Annotated in this window: 19 protein-coding genes; 17 read left to right on the top strand and 2 right to left on the bottom strand. The window is 47.9% G+C overall.

Annotated elements, in window-relative coordinates; translation table 11 throughout:
- The first annotated feature begins 22 nt into the window (after positions 1-22).
- From BMW94_RS13830 to BMW94_RS13815, 4 genes are all read left to right on the top strand, one after another.
- Positions 23-718, top strand: a complete 696-nt coding sequence (locus BMW94_RS13830) for a response regulator transcription factor (RefSeq protein ID WP_090999186.1) — start codon at positions 23-25, stop codon at positions 716-718.
- Positions 711-1,799, top strand: a complete 1,089-nt coding sequence (locus tag BMW94_RS13825; RefSeq protein ID WP_090999184.1) for a HAMP domain-containing sensor histidine kinase — start codon at positions 711-713, stop codon at positions 1,797-1,799. Before BMW94_RS13830 ends, BMW94_RS13825 begins: the two co-directional genes overlap by 8 nt.
- Before the next feature lie 98 nt (positions 1,800-1,897).
- Entirely contained in the window at positions 1,898-2,761 is an 864-nt protein-coding gene (locus tag BMW94_RS13820) for a M15 family metallopeptidase (protein ID WP_090999181.1), read from the top strand.
- 28 nt (positions 2,762-2,789) lie between these two features.
- Complete coding sequence (locus BMW94_RS13815; protein ID WP_090999179.1) at positions 2,790-3,341, top strand: VanZ family protein; 552 nt, start codon at positions 2,790-2,792, stop codon at positions 3,339-3,341.
- Positions 3,342-3,528: 187 nt separating this feature from the next.
- On the opposite strand, the gene acnA is transcribed toward BMW94_RS13815, so the two are convergent.
- Complete coding sequence (gene acnA, locus BMW94_RS13810; RefSeq protein ID WP_090999177.1) at positions 3,529-6,240, bottom strand: aconitate hydratase AcnA; 2,712 nt, start codon at positions 6,238-6,240, stop codon at positions 3,529-3,531.
- A gap of 331 nt (positions 6,241-6,571) precedes the next feature.
- On the opposite strand from acnA, the gene BMW94_RS13805 reads away from it, so the two are divergent.
- The 7 genes from BMW94_RS13805 to BMW94_RS13775 all read left to right on the top strand — a co-directional run bounded on the left by BMW94_RS13805 (position 6,572) and on the right by BMW94_RS13775 (position 13,383).
- On the top strand, positions 6,572-7,618 hold the full coding sequence (locus BMW94_RS13805) for an amidase domain-containing protein (protein WP_090999176.1): 1,047 nt from the start codon (positions 6,572-6,574) through the stop codon (positions 7,616-7,618).
- 133 nt (positions 7,619-7,751) lie between these two features.
- Positions 7,752-8,852: a D-alanine--D-alanine ligase gene (locus BMW94_RS13800; protein WP_090904304.1), complete on the top strand. Its 1,101-nt coding sequence runs from the start codon at positions 7,752-7,754 to the stop codon at positions 8,850-8,852.
- Between the two features lie 31 nt (positions 8,853-8,883).
- Positions 8,884-9,207: a hypothetical protein gene (locus BMW94_RS13795; protein ID WP_053779624.1), complete on the top strand. Its 324-nt coding sequence runs from the start codon at positions 8,884-8,886 to the stop codon at positions 9,205-9,207.
- A gap of 154 nt (positions 9,208-9,361) precedes the next feature.
- Entirely contained in the window at positions 9,362-10,363 is a 1,002-nt protein-coding gene (gene uvsE / locus BMW94_RS13790; protein WP_090999173.1) for a UV DNA damage repair endonuclease UvsE, read from the top strand.
- Positions 10,364-10,461: 98 nt separating this feature from the next.
- On the top strand, positions 10,462-11,334 hold the full coding sequence (locus BMW94_RS13785) for an inositol monophosphatase family protein (RefSeq protein WP_090999172.1): 873 nt from the start codon (positions 10,462-10,464) through the stop codon (positions 11,332-11,334).
- 235 nt (positions 11,335-11,569) lie between these two features.
- The gene (locus tag BMW94_RS13780) at positions 11,570-11,860 is read left to right on the top strand and encodes a hypothetical protein (RefSeq protein ID WP_090999171.1); all 291 of its coding nucleotides are present in this window, start codon (positions 11,570-11,572) and stop codon (positions 11,858-11,860) included.
- Between the two features lie 206 nt (positions 11,861-12,066).
- Positions 12,067-13,383 carry an SGNH/GDSL hydrolase family protein gene (locus BMW94_RS13775; protein ID WP_090999169.1) on the top strand — a complete coding sequence of 439 codons (1,317 nt, stop codon included), beginning with the start codon at positions 12,067-12,069 and terminating at the stop codon, positions 13,381-13,383.
- A 120-nt stretch (positions 13,384-13,503) separates the two neighbouring features.
- Here BMW94_RS13775 and BMW94_RS13770 read toward each other — a convergent pair whose 3' ends face one another.
- Positions 13,504-14,058, bottom strand: a complete 555-nt coding sequence (locus tag BMW94_RS13770; RefSeq protein ID WP_090999167.1) for a hypothetical protein — start codon at positions 14,056-14,058, stop codon at positions 13,504-13,506.
- 204 nt (positions 14,059-14,262) lie between these two features.
- Here BMW94_RS13770 and BMW94_RS13765 point away from each other — a divergent pair, with 204 nt between their 5' ends.
- The 6 genes from BMW94_RS13765 to BMW94_RS13740 all read left to right on the top strand — a co-directional run bounded on the left by BMW94_RS13765 (position 14,263) and on the right by BMW94_RS13740 (position 22,268).
- Positions 14,263-16,050: a cache domain-containing sensor histidine kinase gene (locus BMW94_RS13765; RefSeq protein WP_090999165.1), complete on the top strand. Its 1,788-nt coding sequence runs from the start codon at positions 14,263-14,265 to the stop codon at positions 16,048-16,050.
- On the top strand, positions 16,025-17,578 hold the full coding sequence (locus tag BMW94_RS13760) for a response regulator (protein WP_090999163.1): 1,554 nt from the start codon (positions 16,025-16,027) through the stop codon (positions 17,576-17,578). Before BMW94_RS13765 ends, BMW94_RS13760 begins: the two co-directional genes overlap by 26 nt.
- Before the next feature lie 221 nt (positions 17,579-17,799).
- Positions 17,800-19,083, top strand: a complete 1,284-nt coding sequence (locus BMW94_RS13755) for an ABC transporter substrate-binding protein (protein ID WP_090999161.1) — start codon at positions 17,800-17,802, stop codon at positions 19,081-19,083.
- A 141-nt stretch (positions 19,084-19,224) separates the two neighbouring features.
- Positions 19,225-20,127: a carbohydrate ABC transporter permease gene (locus tag BMW94_RS13750; protein ID WP_024633027.1), complete on the top strand. Its 903-nt coding sequence runs from the start codon at positions 19,225-19,227 to the stop codon at positions 20,125-20,127.
- Positions 20,128-20,129: 2 nt separating this feature from the next.
- Positions 20,130-20,969, top strand: coding sequence for a carbohydrate ABC transporter permease (locus BMW94_RS13745; protein WP_024633028.1), 840 nt, complete (start codon positions 20,130-20,132; stop codon positions 20,967-20,969).
- A gap of 57 nt (positions 20,970-21,026) precedes the next feature.
- Positions 21,027-22,268, top strand: coding sequence for a rhamnogalacturonan acetylesterase (locus BMW94_RS13740; RefSeq protein ID WP_254790234.1), 1,242 nt, complete (start codon positions 21,027-21,029; stop codon positions 22,266-22,268).
- Positions 22,269-22,287: the final 19 nt, after the last annotated feature.

Raw genomic sequence — 22,287 nt, 5'->3', positions numbered from 1 at the left:
ACATATAGGAGTGGAATAAGCAATGAAGCGTATTACGATTTTGATCGCAGATGATGAAGTTGAGATCGCTGATCTGGTTGCATTGCACTTGCAAAAAGAAGGATATCACATCATCAAGGCATTCGATGGGAAAGCGGCGGTTCAAGCCGTTCAGACACAAGCAATAGATTTGGCCATTTTGGATATTATGATGCCTGGTATGGATGGATATGAGGTGACCCGCAAAATTCGGGAGCAGTATCACCTGCCTATCATTTTTCTGAGTGCCAAAACCTCGGATATGGATAAAATCACCGGGCTCGTGATGGGCGCAGACGATTACATGACAAAACCATTTAACCCGATGGAACTAGTCGCCCGGGTCAATTCCCAACTGCGCCGTTCCCTTCAATTCAGCCAGTCTGTACCGGTCCAGCGCTCCATTCTGGAGAAAGGCGGGCTCATTATCTCGCCAGATCAACATAGCGTTACCCTATACGGCAAGCCAGTAGAGTTAACACCGAAGGAGTTTGACATCCTGTATCTGCTCGCAAGTCATCCCAAACAGGTGTTCAGTGCGGAGAGCATCTTTGAACAAGTGTGGGGAGAGGCTTATTATGAGAGTGGCAATACCGTGATGGTTCATATTCGGACCCTGCGCAAAAAGCTGGGGGAAGATGTGAACAAGAACAAGTTTATCAAAACGATCTGGGGTGTGGGGTACACGTTCAATGAATAAACGCAGAAGTTTTCGAACGACCATGATTCTGTTGCTTGGTTTAAGCATGCTGGCATCTGGCGCGATTACCTTTGGGGTATATAAAGTGATGCAATACTATTATACTGGTGTGCGTGCGGAGGATCAGTTAGCGGAATATCGTCATTTTATGAGAAGTATAGGGGATATTTACTTTTTCCTCATCTTGTTCATACCGCTTGCCATCCTGTTTTTCTTCTGGTTTACCAAGCCGTATGTTACCTACTTCAAAAATATCTCCACAGGTATCCGGCAACTCGCGAGTGGTGATTTCCAGCACCGTGTGCAGATTTCGACGAAGGACGAGCTGGGCGCGATTGCCGAGGATATCAATCTCGCGAGTCTGAAACTGAGGGAAGCGGTAGAACGGGGGGATTTTGCGGAGAGCAGCAAGGACCAGCTGGTTGTAAACCTGGCGCATGATTTGCGTACCCCGCTAACGTCAGTATTGGGTTATCTGGATCTGTTGATGAAGGATGATCAGCTGACGGAGGAGCAGGTCAGGCACTTTACAGCGATTGCTTTTACCAAATCTCAGCGTCTCGAGAAACTGATCGATGATTTGTTTGAGATTACACGAATGAACTATGGCATGTTGCCGATTGAGAAAAAGAGGCTTGATCTTAGTGAACTGCTAAGGCAGATGAACGAAGAGCTGTACCCTGTTTTTGAAAAGAACCGCCTGGTCACCCGACTGCATATCGATTCTGAGTTAACCATTTCCGGCGATGGTGAGGTGCTTGCACGTGTGTTTGAGAACCTGTTGATTAATGCAGCGCGTCACGGTACAGATGGTCTTTATGTGGATATCTATGGGCACCGTGATGCAGGACAGGTGATCATTCAGATCATGAATTATGGGGGACATATTCATCCGGATGATCTGCCTCATATTTTCGATATGTACTATACCGGAGATCGTGCGCGGACACCGCAGGAAGGTGGAACAGGTCTGGGCCTGTTTATCGCCAAAAATATTGTGGAGCAGCATGATGGGTCCATTTCGGCCCAAAGTGATATCGTACGGACCGTATTTGAAGTGCGGTTGCCAGCACTAGAATGAAGTAACAGGCTGAATTTAAGAAAAACTTTAGAATTGCCCTGCTTTTTTTTAACTAGTTTTCTCTATCCTTGAATGACGAGGTAAAGGAGGAGCATGGAATGAAAAAGTGGGGATTTTTGATATGTATCATTGTACTGGGATATATCTTTTCCAAGTCACCCGCCCTGTTTGAGCAGAAGGAAGAGGCGAATCTGGAAGTTCAGGATACGGGTGAAGTTCGTGCAGGATATACCAAAATAATTAACGTGGATATGCAGAATCAAGTACATAAAGGGAATTTATTGCTCGTCAATTCGGAGTATCCCGTTCATGCGGAGGGGATTAGAACCGATATTATCAATCTGGCTGAACAACAAGAACTGATCCGTGGATACGGATTGCTGGATAATAACATTATGTTGTCAAAGTATGTAGCGCAAGCATTCCAGAAGATGGTTGAAGCTGCTGGGAAAGATGACGTACGATACTTCATCATTAGCAGTGGTTATCGGGACTTTACGAAACAGGAGCAGCTTTATGAGGAAAAGGGATCGGACTATGCGCTTCCCGCCGGTCATAGTGAACATAACCTGGGCTTGTCCATGGATATCGGCTCTACGCTGGCTGCTATGAGTGAAGCGCCAGAAGGAGACTGGCTTGAAAAGAATGCCTGGAAATTCGGATTCATCTTGCGTTATCCGAAGGATAAAGTGGACATCACCGGCATCCAATTCGAACCATGGCATTTCCGGTATGTGGGATTGCCGCACAGCGCCATCATGTATCATAATCATCTGGTGCTGGAGCAATATTTGGAGCTGCTGCAGCAGAAAAAGAGTATTTCCGCTGAAGTCGGGGGCGAGCACTATCTTATACGTTATTACGATGCATCCAAAGATGAGACCATTAATATTCCTGAGCACGGTCAATATGAGATATCGGGAGACAACATGAAGGGAGTTGTCGTGACGGTGGAGGAATAAACAACAAGAAATACGTGGAGGTTCATATATGAAACCTAAGGAGTTCAACCTGAAGATGATATGGGTCGCGGCATTAATCGTCTATCTGTATCTGCTAACCAAGCTGATATTATTCAAGGGGCATACGGTGGATTGGGACTTTGTGAGAGTTCAACTTATGGCGATCGCGCAACAGCCGGATCTGATTCATACGCGAACCGTTAACCTGACGCCATTTCAGGAAATCTCAAGAGATTGGCATAGCCTTTCGTTACATCGTCCGGGTACCGCGATTCATCTGTTAGGCAATGTAATGGCCTTTATCCCACTGGGGATTTTCATTCCAGTGCTGATGGGGAATAAGCTGTTGTCAGGGGCAAAGGTATTCGTACTTTCCTTACTTTTAAGTTTTGCTTTTGAAGCGACACAGCTATTGACGGGCATGGGCATATTCGACGTGGATGATCTTATGTTGAACACTTTTGGTGGAATGGTTGGTTATGTTTGGTATACCATGCTTATCAGCATAAAACGAATGATTGCGGGAGGAACAGCTCGCACTGCGAAAAAAGAGTATAATTCCAATCAGAGTCGGGGGTAAGGAGGGGAGCGCACATGCAATCCCTGGGATCAAGCATCTCATTACATTGGACATTAAAAGGAAGTGTAGAGGCGTTACACAGCCTTCGTCATATTAATCAAAAAAAGCTCCCCGTCACCGTGCAGAGCGCACGTGGCGGGGAGCTTTCTGTATAACTTAATTGCATTAAATATCAATGCGATTAAGATTATTTTTTCATCATTTGACGCAATACGGTTTGCAGGATACCACCGTTATGATAGTAGTCCACATCAACCATGCTGTCCAGACGAGCGATTACAGGGAAGTCGAACTTGGTGCCGTCCTCACGCGTTACGGTAACCGTCAGTTCTTGTCCTGGTTTCACATCATTGCTCAGACCTGTGATGTCATACGTTTCACGACCGTTCAGACCGAGGCTGGACCAGCCATGACCTTCCTGGAATTGCAATGGCATTACGCCCATGCCTACCAGGTTACTGCGGTGAATACGCTCGAAGCTTTCTGCGATAACGGCTTTGACGCCAAGCAGGAATGTTCCTTTTGCCGCCCAGTCACGCGAGCTTCCTGTACCATACTCTTTACCTGCGATAACGATCAGGTTCTGTCCTTCATCCTGATACTTCATGGAAGCATCGTAGATGGACATCTCTTCGTCCGTTGGCAGGTATTTCGTAATACCACCCTCAGTACCTGGAGCCACTTGGTTACGGATACGAATGTTGGCAAACGTACCACGCATCATAACTTCATGGTTACCACGACGGGAGCCGTAAGAGTTAAAGTCTTTGCGTTCTACGCCATGTTCTTTCAGGTACAGTCCAGCCGGACTGGATGGTGCGATATTACCCGCTGGCGAGATGTGATCCGTTGTTACGGAGTCAGCAAGCAATGCCATAACACGTGCGGAACGAATGTCTTTGATATCCGTCAACTTGTCGCCAAGCTCCTGGAAGAATGGTGGATTCTGAATGTATGTGGAGTTTGGATCCCACTCATACAATTCGCCTTCCGGTACAGGGATCGTATTCCAACGTTCGTTAGCTGTAAATACGTTCTCGTATTTGTTGCGGAACATTTGTGCGTTCAGCGAGCTAGCGATGGTATCCTTGATTTCCTCGGAGCTAGGCCAGAGGTCTTTCAGGAATACAGGTTCGTTGTTGGTATCATAACCGATTGGATCGGTTGCAAAATCAATATTAACGGTACCCGCGAGAGCGTACGCCACAACGAGTGGCGGAGAAGCCAGATAGTTGGCTTTGACCTGCGCATGCACACGACCTTCAAAGTTACGGTTACCGGACAATACAGCCGCAACCGTCAAATCGTTCTCGGCAATTGCTTCGCTTACTTCGTCTGGCAGTGGGCCAGAGTTACCGATGCAAGTTGCGCAACCATAGCCGGCAACGTTGAATCCGAGTTTGTCGAGATATTCGATCAGACCTGCTTTTTCCAGATACTCGGTAACAACGAGGGAACCAGGAGTCAAGCTGCTTTTCACGTAGCCAGGTTTAGTCAGACCGCGTTCAACAGCTTTTTTCGCAAGCAGACCCGCTCCGACCATAACGCTAGGGTTGGATGTGTTGGTGCAGCTTGTGATTGCCGCGATAACGACAGCACCAGCAGTCAGTTCACTAGAGGAACCGTCAGAGTGTTTCACGGGCACTTTCTCAGCGATTTTCTCGTCGCTCAGACCATAACCGCCTTTGTCGATCGGCGTGCGGATAATGCTGTTGAAGCTATCCTTCATTTGAGTCAACTCGATGCGATCCTGTGGACGCTTAGGTCCCGCTAGACTTGGTACAACGGATGCCAGGTCAAGCTCGATCACATCTGTAAACTCAGGGTCAACCGTATCAGCGGTACGGAACATGTTCTGAGCTTTGTAATAAGCTTCAACCAGATCCACCTGTTCGTCTGTACGGCCAGTATTACGCATGTAGTTCAGTGTTTCACTATCTACAGGGAAGAAACCGATCGTTGCGCCGTACTCTGGTGCCATGTTGGCTACTGTTGCACGGTCAGCCAGACTGATGTTGGCAAGGCCCGGTCCGTAGAACTCAACAAATTTACCGACTACGCCTTTTTTACGCAGCATTTGGGTCACTGTGAGTGCCAGATCCGTTGCCGTTGCGCCTTCGCTCAGGCTGCCTGTCAATTTGAAACCGATAACGTCCGGTGTAACAAAATAAAGCGGTTGGCCCAGCATGCCTGCTTCAGCCTCGATCCCGCCAACACCCCAACCAACAACGCCGAGTCCGTTGATCATGGTGGTGTGGGAGTCCGTTCCTACGAGGGAATCCGGGAATACAACGGTTTCGCCGTCAATGGTTTTGGTTGCAGCCACGGAAGCCAGGTACTCCAAGTTAACTTGGTGAACAATCCCTGTGGATGGTGGAACTGCACGGAAGTTGTTGAATGCCGTTTGCGCCCAGCGCAAGAAGCGGTAACGCTCTTCGTTACGCTCGAACTCAACCTTGATGTTGTAGTCGAGTGCATCGTTCGTTCCGAACGCATCAACCATAACGGAGTGGTCGATAACGAGATCGACGGGTACGAGTGGGTTGATCTGTTTTGGATCGCCGCCTGCTTTTTTCACGGTATCGCGCATTGCTGCAAGGTCAACGACCACGGGTACACCAGTGAAATCCTGCAGAACGATACGTGCAGGGATAAATGGGATTTCTTTGTTATTGTCACGGCCTTCTGCCCAGCCGGTCAGTTGTTTTACATGTTCTTCGGTAATAGCACGTCCGTCGAATTGACGAATAGCTGCTTCCAGCAGCACTTTAATGGAGAAAGGAAGCTTGGAAAGGTCGCCGTAGCCGCCTTCCTGAAGAGCATCTAGACTGTAGTAGCGATAAGACTTGCCTCCGACCTCAAGACTGCGGGCCGCGGAGAAATGATTCTTGGTTGACATACATGTACCTCCTTAAAATGTGTCGGTGAGATGAAGAAAACGTCCATTTAGGTGAAGAACAGGCCTTCATCGTTCCGTGTCCTTGTTCGTTAGTTTCATTAGGTGAAACGTAATTTCATAATCGTAACTTTAGTTTTAAGTATACCGTTTTCAGCTCCGTACGTAAAGGGCTTTTTGCCCGTCCAGCCAAGCCATTAAGAGATTGAATGCGTTCTCACGTAAAGGGAATGGATGCGGTCTCTTCCATACGCATTATCCCTGGTAAAAGGCTTCAAAACAGAACCAGACACATACAAATGAAATTCTCTCATATAAATAAAAGGAGATTTTCATGCAATGGATCATTCCGGACAGAACTCATGCAAAGGGGGACACAGGCTTGGAACGCGAATGGAAGAGTGCCTTATATACCTACGTGAACCAGTATAATCGCTGTGAGATCGATTACCGTCCACAGACAAGCGAACGGATTGTCACCGATCCGGAATTTGTGCTGGAACGGGGGGAGCGGATGGCCAGACTGGACCAATGGTACCGCAAGCGGCGGGCCGTGCCTCTTCGCAGTGAGACCAGCGCCAAGCTTGTGCGGACACTTATGGATGGGGCAGATGAATCGGTGGTGGATGTGCAATTGTACAACAGGCTGTTCTATGAGAAGAATGGTTTGACCCATCGGGAAGACCGGATTGAGCGGGAACGCCTGACCTTTCTTAGGCAAGGTGGAGCTTGGACCATTGCACGTGTAGAACGTGAAGTGCCGGAGCGTCGCCCGGTAGGAGAGGGCCGTCCTTTTCAACAAGCTGATTTTGTACAGGCGATGAATCGGCCGCTGCTTAACCGAGAAGTACTGGGACAGGGTAGGAGATCGAAGCAGCAGCTGTATCGCAGGGATCTGGCTGTCGCCTATGCGGACCGGTGGTGGAATGCGGGAAACCCGGCATTTGAGGAATTCGAAGTGGACTGCACCAATTATGTGTCCCAATGTCTCTTTGCAGGGGGAGCACCCATCCACTATACTGGTAAAAGAGAAGCAGGATGGTGGTACAAAGGCTATGTCAATGGCTCTGAAATGTGGAGTTACAGCTGGGCGGTTTCCAATAGCCTGGAGCGTTATTTATCCGGCAGCAGTTGGGGGCTATCCGCCACAGAAGTGGAGCGTCCCGAGCAGTTGATGCTTGGAGATGTTATTCTCTACGACTGGGATGGGGATGGCAGGTTTCAGCACAGTACGGTTGTGACCGCTTTTGATGCGGGAGGCATGCCGCTTGTGAACGCACATACGGTCAGCAGCCGTCACCGTTTTTGGGATTACCGGAATTCTTACGCTTGGAACGAGCGGACGGTGTACCGGCTTTTTCACATTGCAGATGAGTTTTGATGGTCAAAGATTTTACGGGATTCGGTGACGTGGACATCCGGTTCCGTGTAAAATAAGTCCAGATAACAGAATAAAAGTGGTGCTGAACATGCAGACATGGCAGCATCATTGCACAGATAATCGGAGGTTACGCATGAGTATGGATAAATTAACAGTAGGCGTCGTTTACGGCGGAAAGTCAGGCGAGCATGAGGTGTCGCTGCAAACGGCGTTTGCTGTAACGAACGCATTTGATTATGAGAAGTATGAACTGGTTCCTTTTTATATCTCCAAGCAGGGTACGTGGAAAAAAGGATCTGTCATGCACGCGCCATTCGCGCAGATTGAAGATTTGAAGCTGGAGCAGGCGGCGGGCGGAACCCAGGAAGCGCTGAACGCGCTGTTCGGCCGTTTATATGGCGGAGAAGAGGCGCTGGACGTCATGTTCCCGCTGCTGCACGGTACGTTCGGTGAGGATGGCACGATTCAAGGAATGTTCGAGATGGCGGATATGCCTTATGTTGGCGCAGGTGTACTCGCTTCGGCAGGCGGCATGGACAAAGTGGTCATGAAGAAGCTGTTCGCGCAGGCCGGAATTGATCAATGTGCCTTTACGTATTTTAACGCTACTCAATGGAAGCAGACTGAATATGAAATGATCTTGCAGGTGGAGGATCAGCTGGGATATCCGTGTTTCATTAAACCAGCCAATCTCGGTTCCAGTGTAGGCATCTCGAAGGCGCGTAACCGGGATGAACTGAAGAAAGCCGTGGAGTTCGCTCTCCGTTACGATACGAAAGTTGTCATAGAGGAGTTTGTAGAGGCGCGAGAAGTTGAAGTCAGTGTGCTTGGAAATGACGAACCGATGGCTTCCGTACCAGGAGAAATCGTATCTTCCGGTGAATATTATGACTATGCAGCCAAATACATCGATGGACAGTCTCAGATGCTGATCCCTGCTCCGCTCGACCCGGAAGCCGCAGATCGCATCCGTGAGGCCGCCTTGCAGGCATTCCGTGCAATTGAAGGCAATGGCATTTCCCGTGCTGACTTCTTCATTCGCAAATCGGATGGGGCATTGCTTATTAATGAAGTGAACACCATGCCTGGTTTCACACCATACAGCATGTACCCGCTCTTGTGGCGTGAGACGGGCGTATCGTATGCCGAACTGCTGGATCGCATGATTGAGCTGGCTTTGGAGCGCTACAACCGCAAGCAGGCGCTGAACTACGAGAACGGCGTACAGGCGTAGCCTGAGGACGACATTATAAGGAGGGGTATGAATGGGATTTCAGACCGAATTCAATTCCGTGTGCAAATTTAAGAATGAACAAGAGCTGTTCGAATTGCTTGAATACGGCCGTGGCAAAATGGTCAAACAAGGCTTTCGTGTATTTCCTACCGGACAGAAAGTCATAGCTTACACACCGGATAACGTGGCCGTAGCCATCGTAAAAATCGTCGTCTCCATTGCGGAGATTAACTTCCAGGGTCAGGAAGTGACCGAAGTGGAGATGCAATTGATCCGTAAACTGAATGAGGAAGAATCACGCATTCAGACGGCTCTCGCGGATGAGATGTTCTTTGGTGAACAGGCACAGGGATAGTTTGTTGCACGTGGACCTGAACGAATGGACAGATTTGTCCCAATCACGATTATGCTCACTCTTTTAGGGTAAAACTTGGTTATATAAAGTGAAGGGAAGGCTGCCGGCTTCATATCCGGGAAGCAATCCCGCCCTAATAGAGAGGAAGAAATTCATGCTTGTACGTTTTGGCTATGTGGCGATGTCCGTGCTTGTGGAGAATGCTTCTCCTTCCCGGACGATGACCATGTCCAGCTTTAAGAAAATTGATGATAGGGAAGCGGCAATTCGCAAGCTGGAACGGATAGCAGCCGAGAATTTGCATAATACATTACGTTTGCTCAGACACAACAAAGGAAGCCATATTCATGTATATCGTTTCTCTTCCAAATTAATTCCGCTGGCAACGCATGAGGATCTGAGCGATTGGGACCCGTTTCCTGCGCTCAAGCAGGACTTTGCCGTGATTGGCGATTTTGTGAAGGAGAACGAGATGCGTGTGTCTTTCCACCCGGACCATTTTACGGTACTTAGTACGCCTCGTGAGGAAGTGCTGCGCAACTCCATGCGCGACCTTCGTCATCATGTACGCATGCTGGATGCTATGGGGCTGAATGCTACTGCCAAGAACAATATACATATTGGTGGTGCATACGGTGACAAGCCTAGTGCAGCGCTGCGTTTTGAAGAAAATTTTCTGAAGCTGGATCGGGATATTCAGGAACGGATGACGCTCGAAAATGATGACAAAACGTTCAATGCTCCCGAGACACTTGCAGTATGTCAACGTGTGGGGCTGCCCATGGTGCTGGATATCCACCATCAATGGGTGAACAATGAAGGCGAACAGCCGTGGGATCTTTGGCCGGATATATTGAAGACATGGGAGTCCCCGCTTGCTCAAGCGGATTCACCAGCAGACAAGCCGTTACCGCCCAAAATTCACGTCTCCAGTCCAAAGAGTGAGAAGGACCTGCGTGGTCATGCTGACGGTGTTGAGGTGGAGCCGCTGCTCACTTTTTTACGTCATATTGCAGCCGATACACCCGCCCTTGATGTGATGATTGAGGCCAAGCGCAAGGATGAAGCTCTGGTGCAGTTGATGCAGAAACTAGCATTCTATCACGAAGAGGGTGTGGAATGGGTGGACGAGTCGACGGTTATCATTCATCCTTAGCGCCAAAAGGGGCCTGGGCAACGAGAAACTTTACGACCCTTGGGGCGTATACTTTTAACAAGTATTTTAATTTTTCGTAGATTGATATAGAAAGTAGAGTGAACGCTTTGAATGAGAAGGAAAAAACACCTTATGTCGTGACAAGCAAAAGCTATACTGCCGTCGCCATTAATGCAGCTTCCAAAGCTGGAGAGTGGATCAAGAGCCGTCTCGGTACTGTGGGGGAGCCCGGAACCAAGTATTCGCCGCAGGATCTCGTTACTGAAGTCGATAAAGGTGCGGAGCAGATGATCCGCCGCCTGATTCTGACGCATTTTCCCCATCATGCCATTCTGGGTGAAGAAGGCGTGGAACCGGGACCGGAAGCATCAGCGAAGGCACTGAAAGAAGCTGAGGAAGAAGAGTTTCTCTGGATTGTGGACCCGGTGGACGGAACGACGAACTTTGTACACGGTTTTCCGTTCTATTCGGTATCCATCGCTTTGGCTCATAACGGTGAGGTGATTGTAGGGGTAATCTACGATCCTTCCCGTGACGAGATGTTTGTTGCAGAAAAAGGAAAAGGCGCTTACGTGCACGGAAACCGGATGCTTGTATCGGGTGAACAGGAACTGGCACAGAGCCTGATCGCGGTTGGTTTCCCAGCGGATACAACCTACGCGCTGCCGATCAATATGGCCGCTGTTCAGGCGCTTGCACCGCAAGTACGCAATCTGCGTGCGGGTGGTTCTGCCGCCCTGCATTTGGCATATGTTGCAGCGGGGCGCCTTAGCGCTTATACCGAAGTTGGTCTGAAGCCTTGGGATATCGCCGCAGGTGCACTGATGGTTGAGGAATCCGGCGGCAAGGTTACCGATACGGTAGGGACGCCTTACCAACTGTCCGTGAGCCATGTGGTTGCCAGCAATGGCAAAATTCATGATGCACTGACGGGTGTGCTGAAGGAAGCAAACGCAACAGGTCTAGAGTGAGTGAGTTTATTCAACTCATCATTGCTTGAAAAAATTGAAATTGCTCATTAAACGGAGGGGACTGAACAAATCTGAAGAAGCGTAGCGCTCGCCTTTATCACCGGATTTCTCCCTTGGACAAGGAAATCATAGAAATCTGGGGATAACAGCGATCGAAAGATTGTTCTGTCAACGAAGTGAAAGTGCAATAACAAGGTAAGCGCATATGTGAGTTTAATTTAAGGAGCGAACAACAATGGATGAATCCAAAGAACTGGAACGACGTTTGAGTGATATGCTGACTGAAGGGGAGATGGAGGAGTCCGGCGATGCTGACAAACGTGAACGTCAGCTGATTCCTCCCAAGTACGAGGTGCGCATTCAGACAGAACGTGACCCGATTGTTGAAGAAACGTTGAAGTACCGCGACATGGCACGTGAGGTGGACGATCGCTACGATCGATATCTAGATCGGTCTGTCGGAAATAAACCCGCGGCTGATGCTCATGATTCACATTCCGGAGATTCGGACAAATCAGGGTCTTAACGAGTGAACATCTTGCCTATGCTTAACTAAAAACAGACTTCCCTAATTAGGGGAGTCTGTTTTTAGTGCGGATATGGAGTGCAGACGACAGCGCCCCTTTAATCATGTTAGAATAGAGTTACACGAACTTCTGTCATCGGAGTGAACAGTGTAATATGTAATTATTTTTTTATTTTATAGATACGGGAAAAAGGAGTGTTCTAAGAATGAAGCGTAAACGCATATGGAGAAGTACCGCCGCGGGATTAACGGCAAGTATGCTGGCAGGCATGCTGATTTTGGCATCATCCGCACAGTCCGCTCATGCTGCGGATAGCAATGCGTTACCCGCAGGAAGCGTAACATCATCATTGCCTGTACAGAAAGATGCGATATCAGTAACCAAGGAATTCCGCCTCGTCACATTGGGGGACTCCATCACCGTAGGATATGAGCCGAACCTGAAAGAACTGCCATATGGTTATGTAGAACGGTTGCAGGAACAAGGTCTGCTTCACGGACGTACTCAGGTGGACAACTATGGTATTGCCGGATTGAAGAGCAGTGGTTTGAAAAACTTTACAGATGCGATTAAAGAAGGGAAAGCGCTCACTTCCGAAGCCATTCAACCGAGCCTCCCTGATCCAAGAGCGGCACAAGTTGGAGCCAATATTGCTGCCATCCGGGAGAGTGTAGCTGGGGCTAATCTGGTTGCCATCACAATCGGAGGGAACGATGTGTCCGAGTTGCTCGGTTCAGCAGATAAGCTAAGTGATGCGGAATTGGAAGCAAAAGTGAAGGAATTGCTATCTTCCTATACAGCTAATGTTAGCGCAGTTATCAATGATATTCATGAGATTAATCCTAATGCCAAAATCGTAATCGCTGACCAGTACCAACCCATGCCTGAAGTAGCTGGCAAAGCGCTCTATGCGAAACTGATGGAGGCTTCCCAAGGGTTTACTGCGACCATTGATGGCATTGCGACTGAATTTTCCGCTAAAGGCATTGATGTAAAAGTGGCTCATGTCGCCAAGGAGTTTATTGGCGGTGAAGGCACGATGACTCACATGATTAAAGACCGCGATTTCCACCCGAATCAGTTCGGATATGAAGCGATTGCCAAAGTATTCGCAGAAACGATCTGGGGCGATTACACCAAGCTGACGGCTCCTGCTGCAGGCCAACCGATGAATATCATTGTCAGTGGTAAAACGCTGGACACGCCGTACAAACCAATCAACCGCAATGGTAAAAACTTTGTGGCGATCCAGGATATCGTGAATGCCGTTGGCGCAACCACGGTATGGGATAACAAAACCTCAACCGCAACGATTACATACGGAGATCGCAAGGTTGCCGTGAAGATTGGTGCAACGGCCGTTCAGGTGAATGGTGCATCCGTAGCCGTGGATACACCTGCATTCTTGAACAAGGTGGGCACAGAGTCCAAAACATATGTGCCGGTTGCTATGGTAGCTGAGGGTCTTGGCTTTGATGTGCAGTATGTCGCCAAGTTAAAAACCGTTTTTGTGAATCCATAACACGTATATAAGAATTTATTAAATAAAGTTTGTGAACTTAAAATGATTTAAATAAAAATGCTAAAGCCTTCCAACGAATTAGGATGGCTTTAGCATTTTTGCTTGGCAGACTGAATGAAATTATAAATTCATATTAGTTTTCTTCTTTTGATAAAGATGGTGAATCCAAGTGAATATCCATTCTATAATATGATATAAAACTGAAATGGATAGAGCTGACCAGAAATCTTGGATATATACCCCTTCAAAGATAGAGCCCAAAAAATAAATAATGATACCATCGATTATTATTGTGACAGAATTTCTGGTGAAAACTGAAACCCGTCTTTTTACACCATAGTTCAAGACAGCAATGATAATAGGATGGATAAGGGTCTCAAATAATATAAATCCAACTAAAATAAATACAGAAAATATAATCACATCACCAATCTGTTCAAAGTATAACGAATGACTCATTCCACCAAAAGTATAGAAAAATAAACTATATAGTACTGTGAAAAAAGCAACAGGAACAATGATAAATAGGGATAACAATGGGATAAGCCAAAGTCTTACGTTCACTGGCGGGGGCGATTCTTGATCTTTGCGTGCTATAAACTTAATGATTTCATTTAGTGATAGGAAAAGAAAAAGTAGCAAAATAAAGAGAATTGCTATATGAGTGGAGTTCATATTTCCTCCTTTGCGATTATTAATATATAAATTACTATAATTTTCATGAAAATAAAACCTATTACCCTGCTGAAATAACCTAAAATGTTGCATAAATATGACTTGTCATCTGACCATGGATGTGTAAATATGAAAATAACTTACAGCTAGATCGAAAACAGTTTGGAATGACAGCACCCTTCGCGAGCCAAAGGAGCGCTTTGAATGATTAGAATTAAAAACGCTCTCACGACATTGCCGATTCATCACAAAACCATTCTTCTCATCGGATTACTGATGCTGATCAGCTTCACGTTCTATGTATCTGTCCTGGGCTATGTGTTCGGCATTTATGATCGACAAATCTATGAGAAATCCTCACAGGTGCTTAATATGTCTTCGGTGGGCATCGAGAACCAACTGCGTGAGATCTCCAATCTATCCTTCAAGGTCATGTCCGACGAGCCTCTTCAGCAATATCTTCTTCAGTTGGATAAGGCTGAATCGGGGTATGAGCAAAATGGCCTGCGCAAAAAAATTACCAACCGATTGGTCGCATATGCAGGTTCGGAGAAATACGTCTATTCCATGATCTTTATCGATAATGATAATAATATTATGGCAGCTGGAAACCGGGAGGGAATCTCGGAGAAGAAGCAAAGAGAATTGGTTGCTTTGGGACAGCAATATTCGGGCTCTAATGCTTGGTACACAGGCGGGGACCAACAAGCCAGATTACTGTCGGTTAGACAGGTAAAGTCTTTTACCGGTGGAGCATTTACGCTGGAGAAGTTGGGCACCCTGGTTATTCGTGTACGATTGGATCGGATTGTCCAAGACCAGATGCAACACCCGGCAGAGGATTCACAGCTATTAATTACAGATGGCCGGGAAGTAATCTACCCAACAGAGTCGACTGTCAGTAAATCTGAAATCGAGTCTGAACTGAAGCGCACTCAGCCCTATGGGATAGCCATGTTTGAGCAGGGAAGGAATTTTGTCGCTCGTGCGAATTCCCCATATACAGATTGGGTGTATCTGTATATGACGCCCTTTGACCAGATGTTTAAGCAGATCCAGTTTGTTAAACAGCTGGTGACTGTCATTTTTATCATGATATTCCTAGCGGCGCTTATATTCGGAGCCAAGTTTTCTCGCAGCATTACACAGCCCATCGCCCAGTTGATCAAGAAAATGCGCAATATCGAAAAAGGCGATTTGGATAAGCTGGAGGAAGCTGCGCTGGGCAATGTCCCGATATCTTCACAAAATGAGGTCGGATTGCTGCACCGCACGTTCAAGATGATGGTACAGCGTATACGCGAACTCATTGACGAGAATTATGCGAAGCAATTGGTGATCCGAGAGACTGAATTGAAAGCGCTTCAGGCGCAGATTAATCCACATTTTCTATATAACACACTGGAATCCATCAACTGGCTTGCCAAAGTGCAGAAGCAGCATCAAATCTCCGAAATGGTTGAAGCCCTCGGATTTCTGCTGCGAAGCTCAGTGAACATGTCCGAGAAGTGGATTACTTTGGAAAGGGAACTGGACATCGTCCGCAGTTATGTAACGATTCAGCACACGCGATTCGAGGAGAGACTTGATTTTGACATGGACATTGCGCCCGAAGTGGGAACTGCACGCATTCCGAAGTTAACCCTGCAGCCATTGGTGGAGAACGCCATTCATTATGCATTGGAGCCAAGCATAGAACCTTGCCGAATTCGGATTAGGGCGAGAGCGGATGAAGACCATGTTGTAATTGAGGTGGAGGACGACGGCCCGGGCATGACTCCCGAATTTCTGGAGCAATTGCAGGAGGGACGCATACAGACGAGGGGACAGGGGATCGGACTGTCGAACATCAAAGAACGGATCAGGTTGACCTTCGGCGACGAAGGCGAAATGATCATGAGCAGCAATCCCGGATCAGGGACCGTAGTATCGATCAGAATACCTTGGATCAGAGAGGACGATGACGATGTACAAAGTGATGCTCGTAGATGATGAACGTGTCATTCTGGAGGGGATTTCGCAAGTCGTGGATTGGGCTGCAGCGGGAACGGAACTGGTGGATACCGCGAGAAACGGGATTGAAGCGCTGGATAAAATCGGTCATTCCAGACCGGATATTATCATTACGGATATTTCGATGCCGGGCCTGGATGGTCTTGGACTCATTGAAAAAGCATCAGAGGCTTACCCTGGACTCCGCTTTATCATGTTGTCTGGCTACAAAGAGTTCGAATACGCTCGTCGGGCCATGCAATATGGAGTGAAGCATTATCTGCTCAAACCGTGTAACGAGAACCAGATTCACGATGCCTTGTCCGAGTTGCTTCAGGAACACCAGGATGCCCAGATAAAGGAACATGTGGCCGGAGAGATGAAACAGCGTCTGCAGCGGGTGCTGCCACATGTGAAGGAGCAGTTCCTGCTGGAGTTTATGACAAATCAAACCTATGGTCCGGTCGATTTGGAGTATTATCAGGAGCTGTTTGACCTGGAGCTGGAGGATACTGAAGTTCGGCTGCTGCTGTTCCGAATCGCAGATGAACATGATTATAGTCATTTATTTGCGATCAAAAATATTGCCAGTGATCTGCTGCCCCATGTTCTGTTAAGCACTACCATTGAAGGTAAACTATTAATTTTGCTGGGGGACTCTGCCGACCCAACGGGTCTGAAGGAGAGCATTGAGGAAGTTCGGGCTGCTTTCACGAGACTATATAAACTGGAAGTTACGGCTGCCCTCAGTGAAGCAGATCGAATGATCCAGTCCCGACGTCTGTTCCGTGAGGCGCTGCAATGCCTGAACCACCGCTTCTTTATCGGCGAAGGCAAGCTGATTACCAAAAGTGATCTGGAGCTGGCCGGGGAATGTGATGGGTTACATGTTGAACAAGATGCAGAGCAATTGTGCCAGTTGATTAAGTCAGGCAATACCGAAGAAGCTGCAGCTGAAGTGGATCGCCTGTTCGAGCTTTTGTCCGGTCAGCAGCTGGAAATTGGGATTACTCGTTCGTATGTGGTGCAGTTGTATTCTGCAATGATTCATGTCTGTCCTCCTGAGGAGGCGACGGAATTTACCCAGCGTATGGCAGAGCTGCCCCATATCGACACATTGTCTGGCTTAAAATCCTTTGTTGCCAGCAGTGCAGCCAGGTTAACCTCCGGTTATTATAAAAATCATATTAGTCGTCAGTCTTCTGCCGTGGAGAAGATGATGGATATTGTAGATCGCCATTATGGCGAGGCTGATCTCTCGCTTAACGGGGTTGCCCATCAGATGTTATATATGAATCCGGATTATCTCGGCAAGATATTCAAAAAAGTGACGGGAGAAAACTTCTCCAATTATGTGAATCGTTTGCGCATTGAGCGTGCCTGCGACCATATTCGCAGAGGCGGAGATGTGAAGGTCTTTGAGCTTGCCGAATTGTTTGGCTTCGGGGGGAACTCGCAATATTTCAGTCAGGTGTTCAAAAAGTGGACCGGTATGACACCTACCGAATTCCGCAGAACTGGCTTATAACAATTGACTGACGATCATATATTCGATATATGAGGGGGACGAACAGCGCCGATAGAGGTGCAGTTGTCCTCCTCTGTTTTTTGAACCAACAAGACGGTTTTGTGTATTCAACTATGGTCCGACATTTGCGAAAATGACAATATAAAGTTCGTGAAAGCGTTATCAGAAAGTGAAAGGTAACTCGTTCACACAACCATTTCAACATAAAAGGGGAGATTGGCATGGTGAAAAAGGCGATATTCCTGATGATGGCGGCATTGCTGGTATTAACAACGGCATGCAGCAGCAGCGGAGGATCGGGCGAATCATCTGGGGATGGTTCGGTGACACTTCGTATCGCATGGTGGGGATCAGATGCACGTCATGAATACACACAGAAGGTCATTGACCTGTACAAAACGAAAAACCCGAACGTCAAAATTGATGTGGAATACGCTTCATTTGATGACTATTGGAAAAAGCTCGCTCCACAAGCTGCAGCGAATCAACTGCCAGACATTGTTCAGATGGATATTTCCTACATCAGCCAATATGCACAGAATGGACAGCTCGAAGATCTGTCCCCGTATCTCGGAAACCAGATTAAAGTGGACGATGTATCCGAGAACGTAATCAGCACAGGCGTTATCAACAGCAAACAATATGGGGTACCTGCTGGTGTTAACGTACTGGGTTTCCAGTATGATCCGGCTCTGCTCAAAAAAGCGGGTGTGGATGCCATTCCCGAAGACATGACTTGGGAATCGTATGAAGAGCTTGGCAAACAAACGGCTGCCAAAGGACTCTTTTTGGATGGGGGCGTAGCGCCGGATATCTTTTTCCACTATTTCCTGCGTACCAAAGGATTGTCCCTCTACAATGCTGAAGGAACCGGTCTTGGCTATGATGACGACAAACTATTCGTTGAGTTCTTCGGACTCATGCGCCGGATGATCGAACAGGGCGCAGCGCCTTCACCGGATGTGGCTAACCAGACAAAAGGGATTATCGAGGAATCCGATCTGGTCAAGGAAAAAGGAATTGGCGTATGGCAATGGTCCAACCAGTTTGTGGCCTTGCAGCAGGTAGCCAACCGTCCGTTAGCGTTTGCACCAATGCCTGGTCCTGACATGGAAAAAGGACTTTATATGCAGCCAAGTATGTATTGGGCTGTAACATCGAACTCAAAAGTGAAGGAAGAAGCGGCCAAATTCATCGATTTCTGGGTGAATGACGTGGAAGCGAACAAACTGATCAAAGGCGAGCGCGGTGTGCCGATCTCCGGCAAAATCAAGGAAGCAATCGCTCCTGAGTTGAGTGATGCAACGAAACAGGTATTTGATTTCGTAGCGTCCATGGAGCCTAAGGCTTCACCAATGAGTCCACCACCACCGGTAGGTTCACCGGAAGTCATTGCTTCTCTGGCGGACGTTGTGGAGGAACTGAACTTTGGTAAGGTGACACCGGAACAAGCAGCAGCGACCTTCCGCAAAAATGCCGAGGCGGTTCTTGCCAACAATAAATAACAGTTGAATGATCGCTTGCTCATCCCAATATCGGGATGGACGGGAACTGGGCTACTCGCGTAAAGCGAGGGCCTTTCCCCGTCCAGTAGCTCGAAGCAAGGGTGCGGGAAGCAAGCAGATCAATAAAGGAGGTTCGTTCCGTTGAGGCAATATTCGTCGTTGCGCAGAAACCTAACCGGGTATGCTTTTATTAGTCCTTTTATCATCGGTTTTCTGGGCTTTACGCTTATTCCGATGTTTGTATCCCTATACATGTCGTTTACGAGTTATAACCTGTTCACCTCCCCACGGTGGATCGGGATGGACAACTACACCAAAATGTTCTTTGATGATCCGAAGTATTGGAATTCGGTTAAAGTAACGTTCCTGTATGTGTTTATTGGTGTTCCTCTAAGGTTGGTCTTCGCGCTTTTCGTAGCCATGATTCTGAATACGGGATCTCGTATGGTCGGAACGTATCGTACCTTGTACTACCTGCCGTCCATTATCGGTGGTAGTGTGGCCGTATCGATTATGTGGCGTAACCTTTTCAGTAATGAGGGTGTCATCAACAGTGCATTAACGGCAATCGGAATCGGGCCTATCAGCTGGTTTGGTGATCCGAATGCGTCTCTGGTTATGCTGATCTCGTTATCTGTTTGGCAGTTTGGATCTTCCATGCTCATCTTCCTGGCCGGTCTGAAAAATATCTCTCCCGAGATGTACGAAGCAGCAGGTGTGGATGGTGCCAACCCGGTACGTAAATTTTTTGGTATCACCTTACCGCTACTCAGTCCAATCATTCTGTTCAACCTGATTATGCAAACGATCGGTGCATTTATGACGTTCGTACCTGCATATATCATCTCTAAAGGCGAGGGCGGTCCCATGGACGGTACGATGCTTTACTCGCTGTATCTGTTCCGTCAGGCCTTTATGTTTAACAACATGGGTTATGCTTCGGCCATGGCCTGGATCATGCTTATTATGATCGGTATACTCACAGTCGCGGTGTTCCTGACATCCAAGTTCTGGGTGTTTTATGAATCCGAAGGAGGGAAGTAACGATGGTTTGGAGAAATGTGAAATGGCCCATCTATCACCTGTTCGTTGCAGCTTTGGCCCTCCTGATGCTTTATCCCGTTCTGTGGATGCTTTTCAGCTCATTCAAAGAAAGTCGTACCATCTTCGTAACTGCTGAGTCCTTGTTCCCTACGGAATGGATCTGGAGTAACTACGCGGATGGCTGGAAAGGCGCAGGCGGAAGACCGTTTATGGATTACATCACCAACTCGCTCGTTATTGTGGTCATCTCTACGATTGGTGCCGTGTTATCCTCATCGCTGATTGCCTTTGGTTTTGCCAGACTTAACTTCAAAGGACGTAATTTTTGGTTCTCCCTGATGATGTTGACTCTGATGTTGCCGCATGACGTTGTACTTGTACCCCAATATATTATCTTCACGAAGCTTGGCTGGTTGAATACCATTCTGCCGATCGTTGTACCTACGTTCTTCGGGATGCCGTTCTTTATCTTCCTGATGGTTCAGTTCATTCGTACAATTCCGAAAGAGCTGGATGAGGCCGCTACCATTGATGGATGTAATAAGTTTAGACTGTATGTACAGATTATTATGCCGCTCATCAAGTCATCACTCGCAACGGCTGCGATCTTCTCCTTCTACTGGAGATGGGAGGATCTGCTCGGTCCAGTCCTGTATCTGAACTCGCCGGATAAATATACGGTCTCCATGGCGCTGAAAATGTTCCTGGACAGTGAGTCTGCCTCCAACTGGGGAGCGATGTTCGCGATGTCCATTGTGAGTCTCGTACCCGTTGTAGCCGTGTTCTTTATTTTCCAGAAACAAATTGTACAGGGCATGAGCACCAGCGGACTGAAAGGATAAACGATATTCACTGGATCCAAACCTGGATTAGCATGTTGAATAAGGAGGTTGTTCCTATTGAATAAGGCCCAGGGTAGTCAGGCCGTTGCCACGGAGGCAATGGCAGAGGGCGGTAAAGAGGCCGTTACCGACTGGAAGTTCAATTTTGGACCGGACTCTGGCAGTGCAGGTGAGATTGAGGGTTATTTGAAAGTGTCTGCCAGCACCGCATATGAAGAACAGGGGGAATACGGTTTTGAATCCGGCTCCCTTGTGTATGAGAAACAACGGATAAGTGAAGAGGAAGGATCGGATTCCAATAGGGCAAACAACGGCAAACAAGGGCAGGCCAATGTCTCTGCCCGATTGCGTTCAAGCTTCTGTATTCCGCTCAAGGCTTCTTTCATCGTTAATGTACCCGATGGAACCTATCAGGTCTTGTTAATTGCAGGGGATGAATTGGCGGAGACGATCACCCGTGTTAAAGCCGGAGAGGGCAGAATGATGCTGCCAACCATTCATACACTCTCTGGGCAATGTGCAGAGGTTCGATTCTCGGTTGTGGTTCGTGGCGGGAAGCTCCGACTATCCTTCTCCGGTCCCGCGCCACGGATTAATGCATTAGAGATTACGCTTGCCAATCAGACGATGACAGTATTTCTCGCTGGTGATTCTACCGTGACAGATCAGCCGGAAAGTGGATATCCATACTGCGGCTGGGGCCAGCTGTTACCCGCACAGTTCAAACATGATGTTGCTGTGGATAATCATGCCCAGTCTGGGCGCAGCTCCCGCAGCTTCATCAAGGAAGGCAGATTGGATGCCATTCTGGAGAAGATTAAGCCAGAAGATTTTCTGTTTATTCAATTTGGACATAACGATGAGAAGCCGGGCCCTGATCGGGGAACGGAGCCTTTCACAACATATAAGGAATATCTGAAAAAGTATATTGATGCCGCCCGCGAAGCTAAGGCTCGTCCTGTGCTCGTGACACCGGTGCACCGGCGCTATTTCGCTGATGACGGCACATTGACCGACACCCATGGCGATTATATCGTCGCCGTGCGTGAACTGGCGGAAGAGGAAGGGGTGCCGCTGATCGACCTGGCAGAGCGAAGCCGCATCCTGTTCGAGCAAGCGGGTATTGAAGGCAGCAAGGAGGATTTCATGTGGGTGCTGCCGGGTGAGTACGTGAACTTCCCAACAGGCGTGGAGGATAACACGCATTTTCAGGAGCGCGGTGCCCGTCGCCTCGCGATGCAGGTGGCGGAAGCCATCCGCGAGCTGCGATTGCAGCCGCTGCAAATGTATTTGAGGTGAGCAGCGAAGGAGGGCGGAA

The sequence above is a fragment of the Paenibacillus sp. OK003 genome, from assembly GCF_900109515.1.
Lineage (GTDB): Bacteria > Bacillota > Bacilli > Paenibacillales > Paenibacillaceae > Paenibacillus > Paenibacillus marchantiae.
Note: the sequence above shows the minus strand (reverse complement) of the source record. Positions and strands in the feature narration are given on the sequence as shown.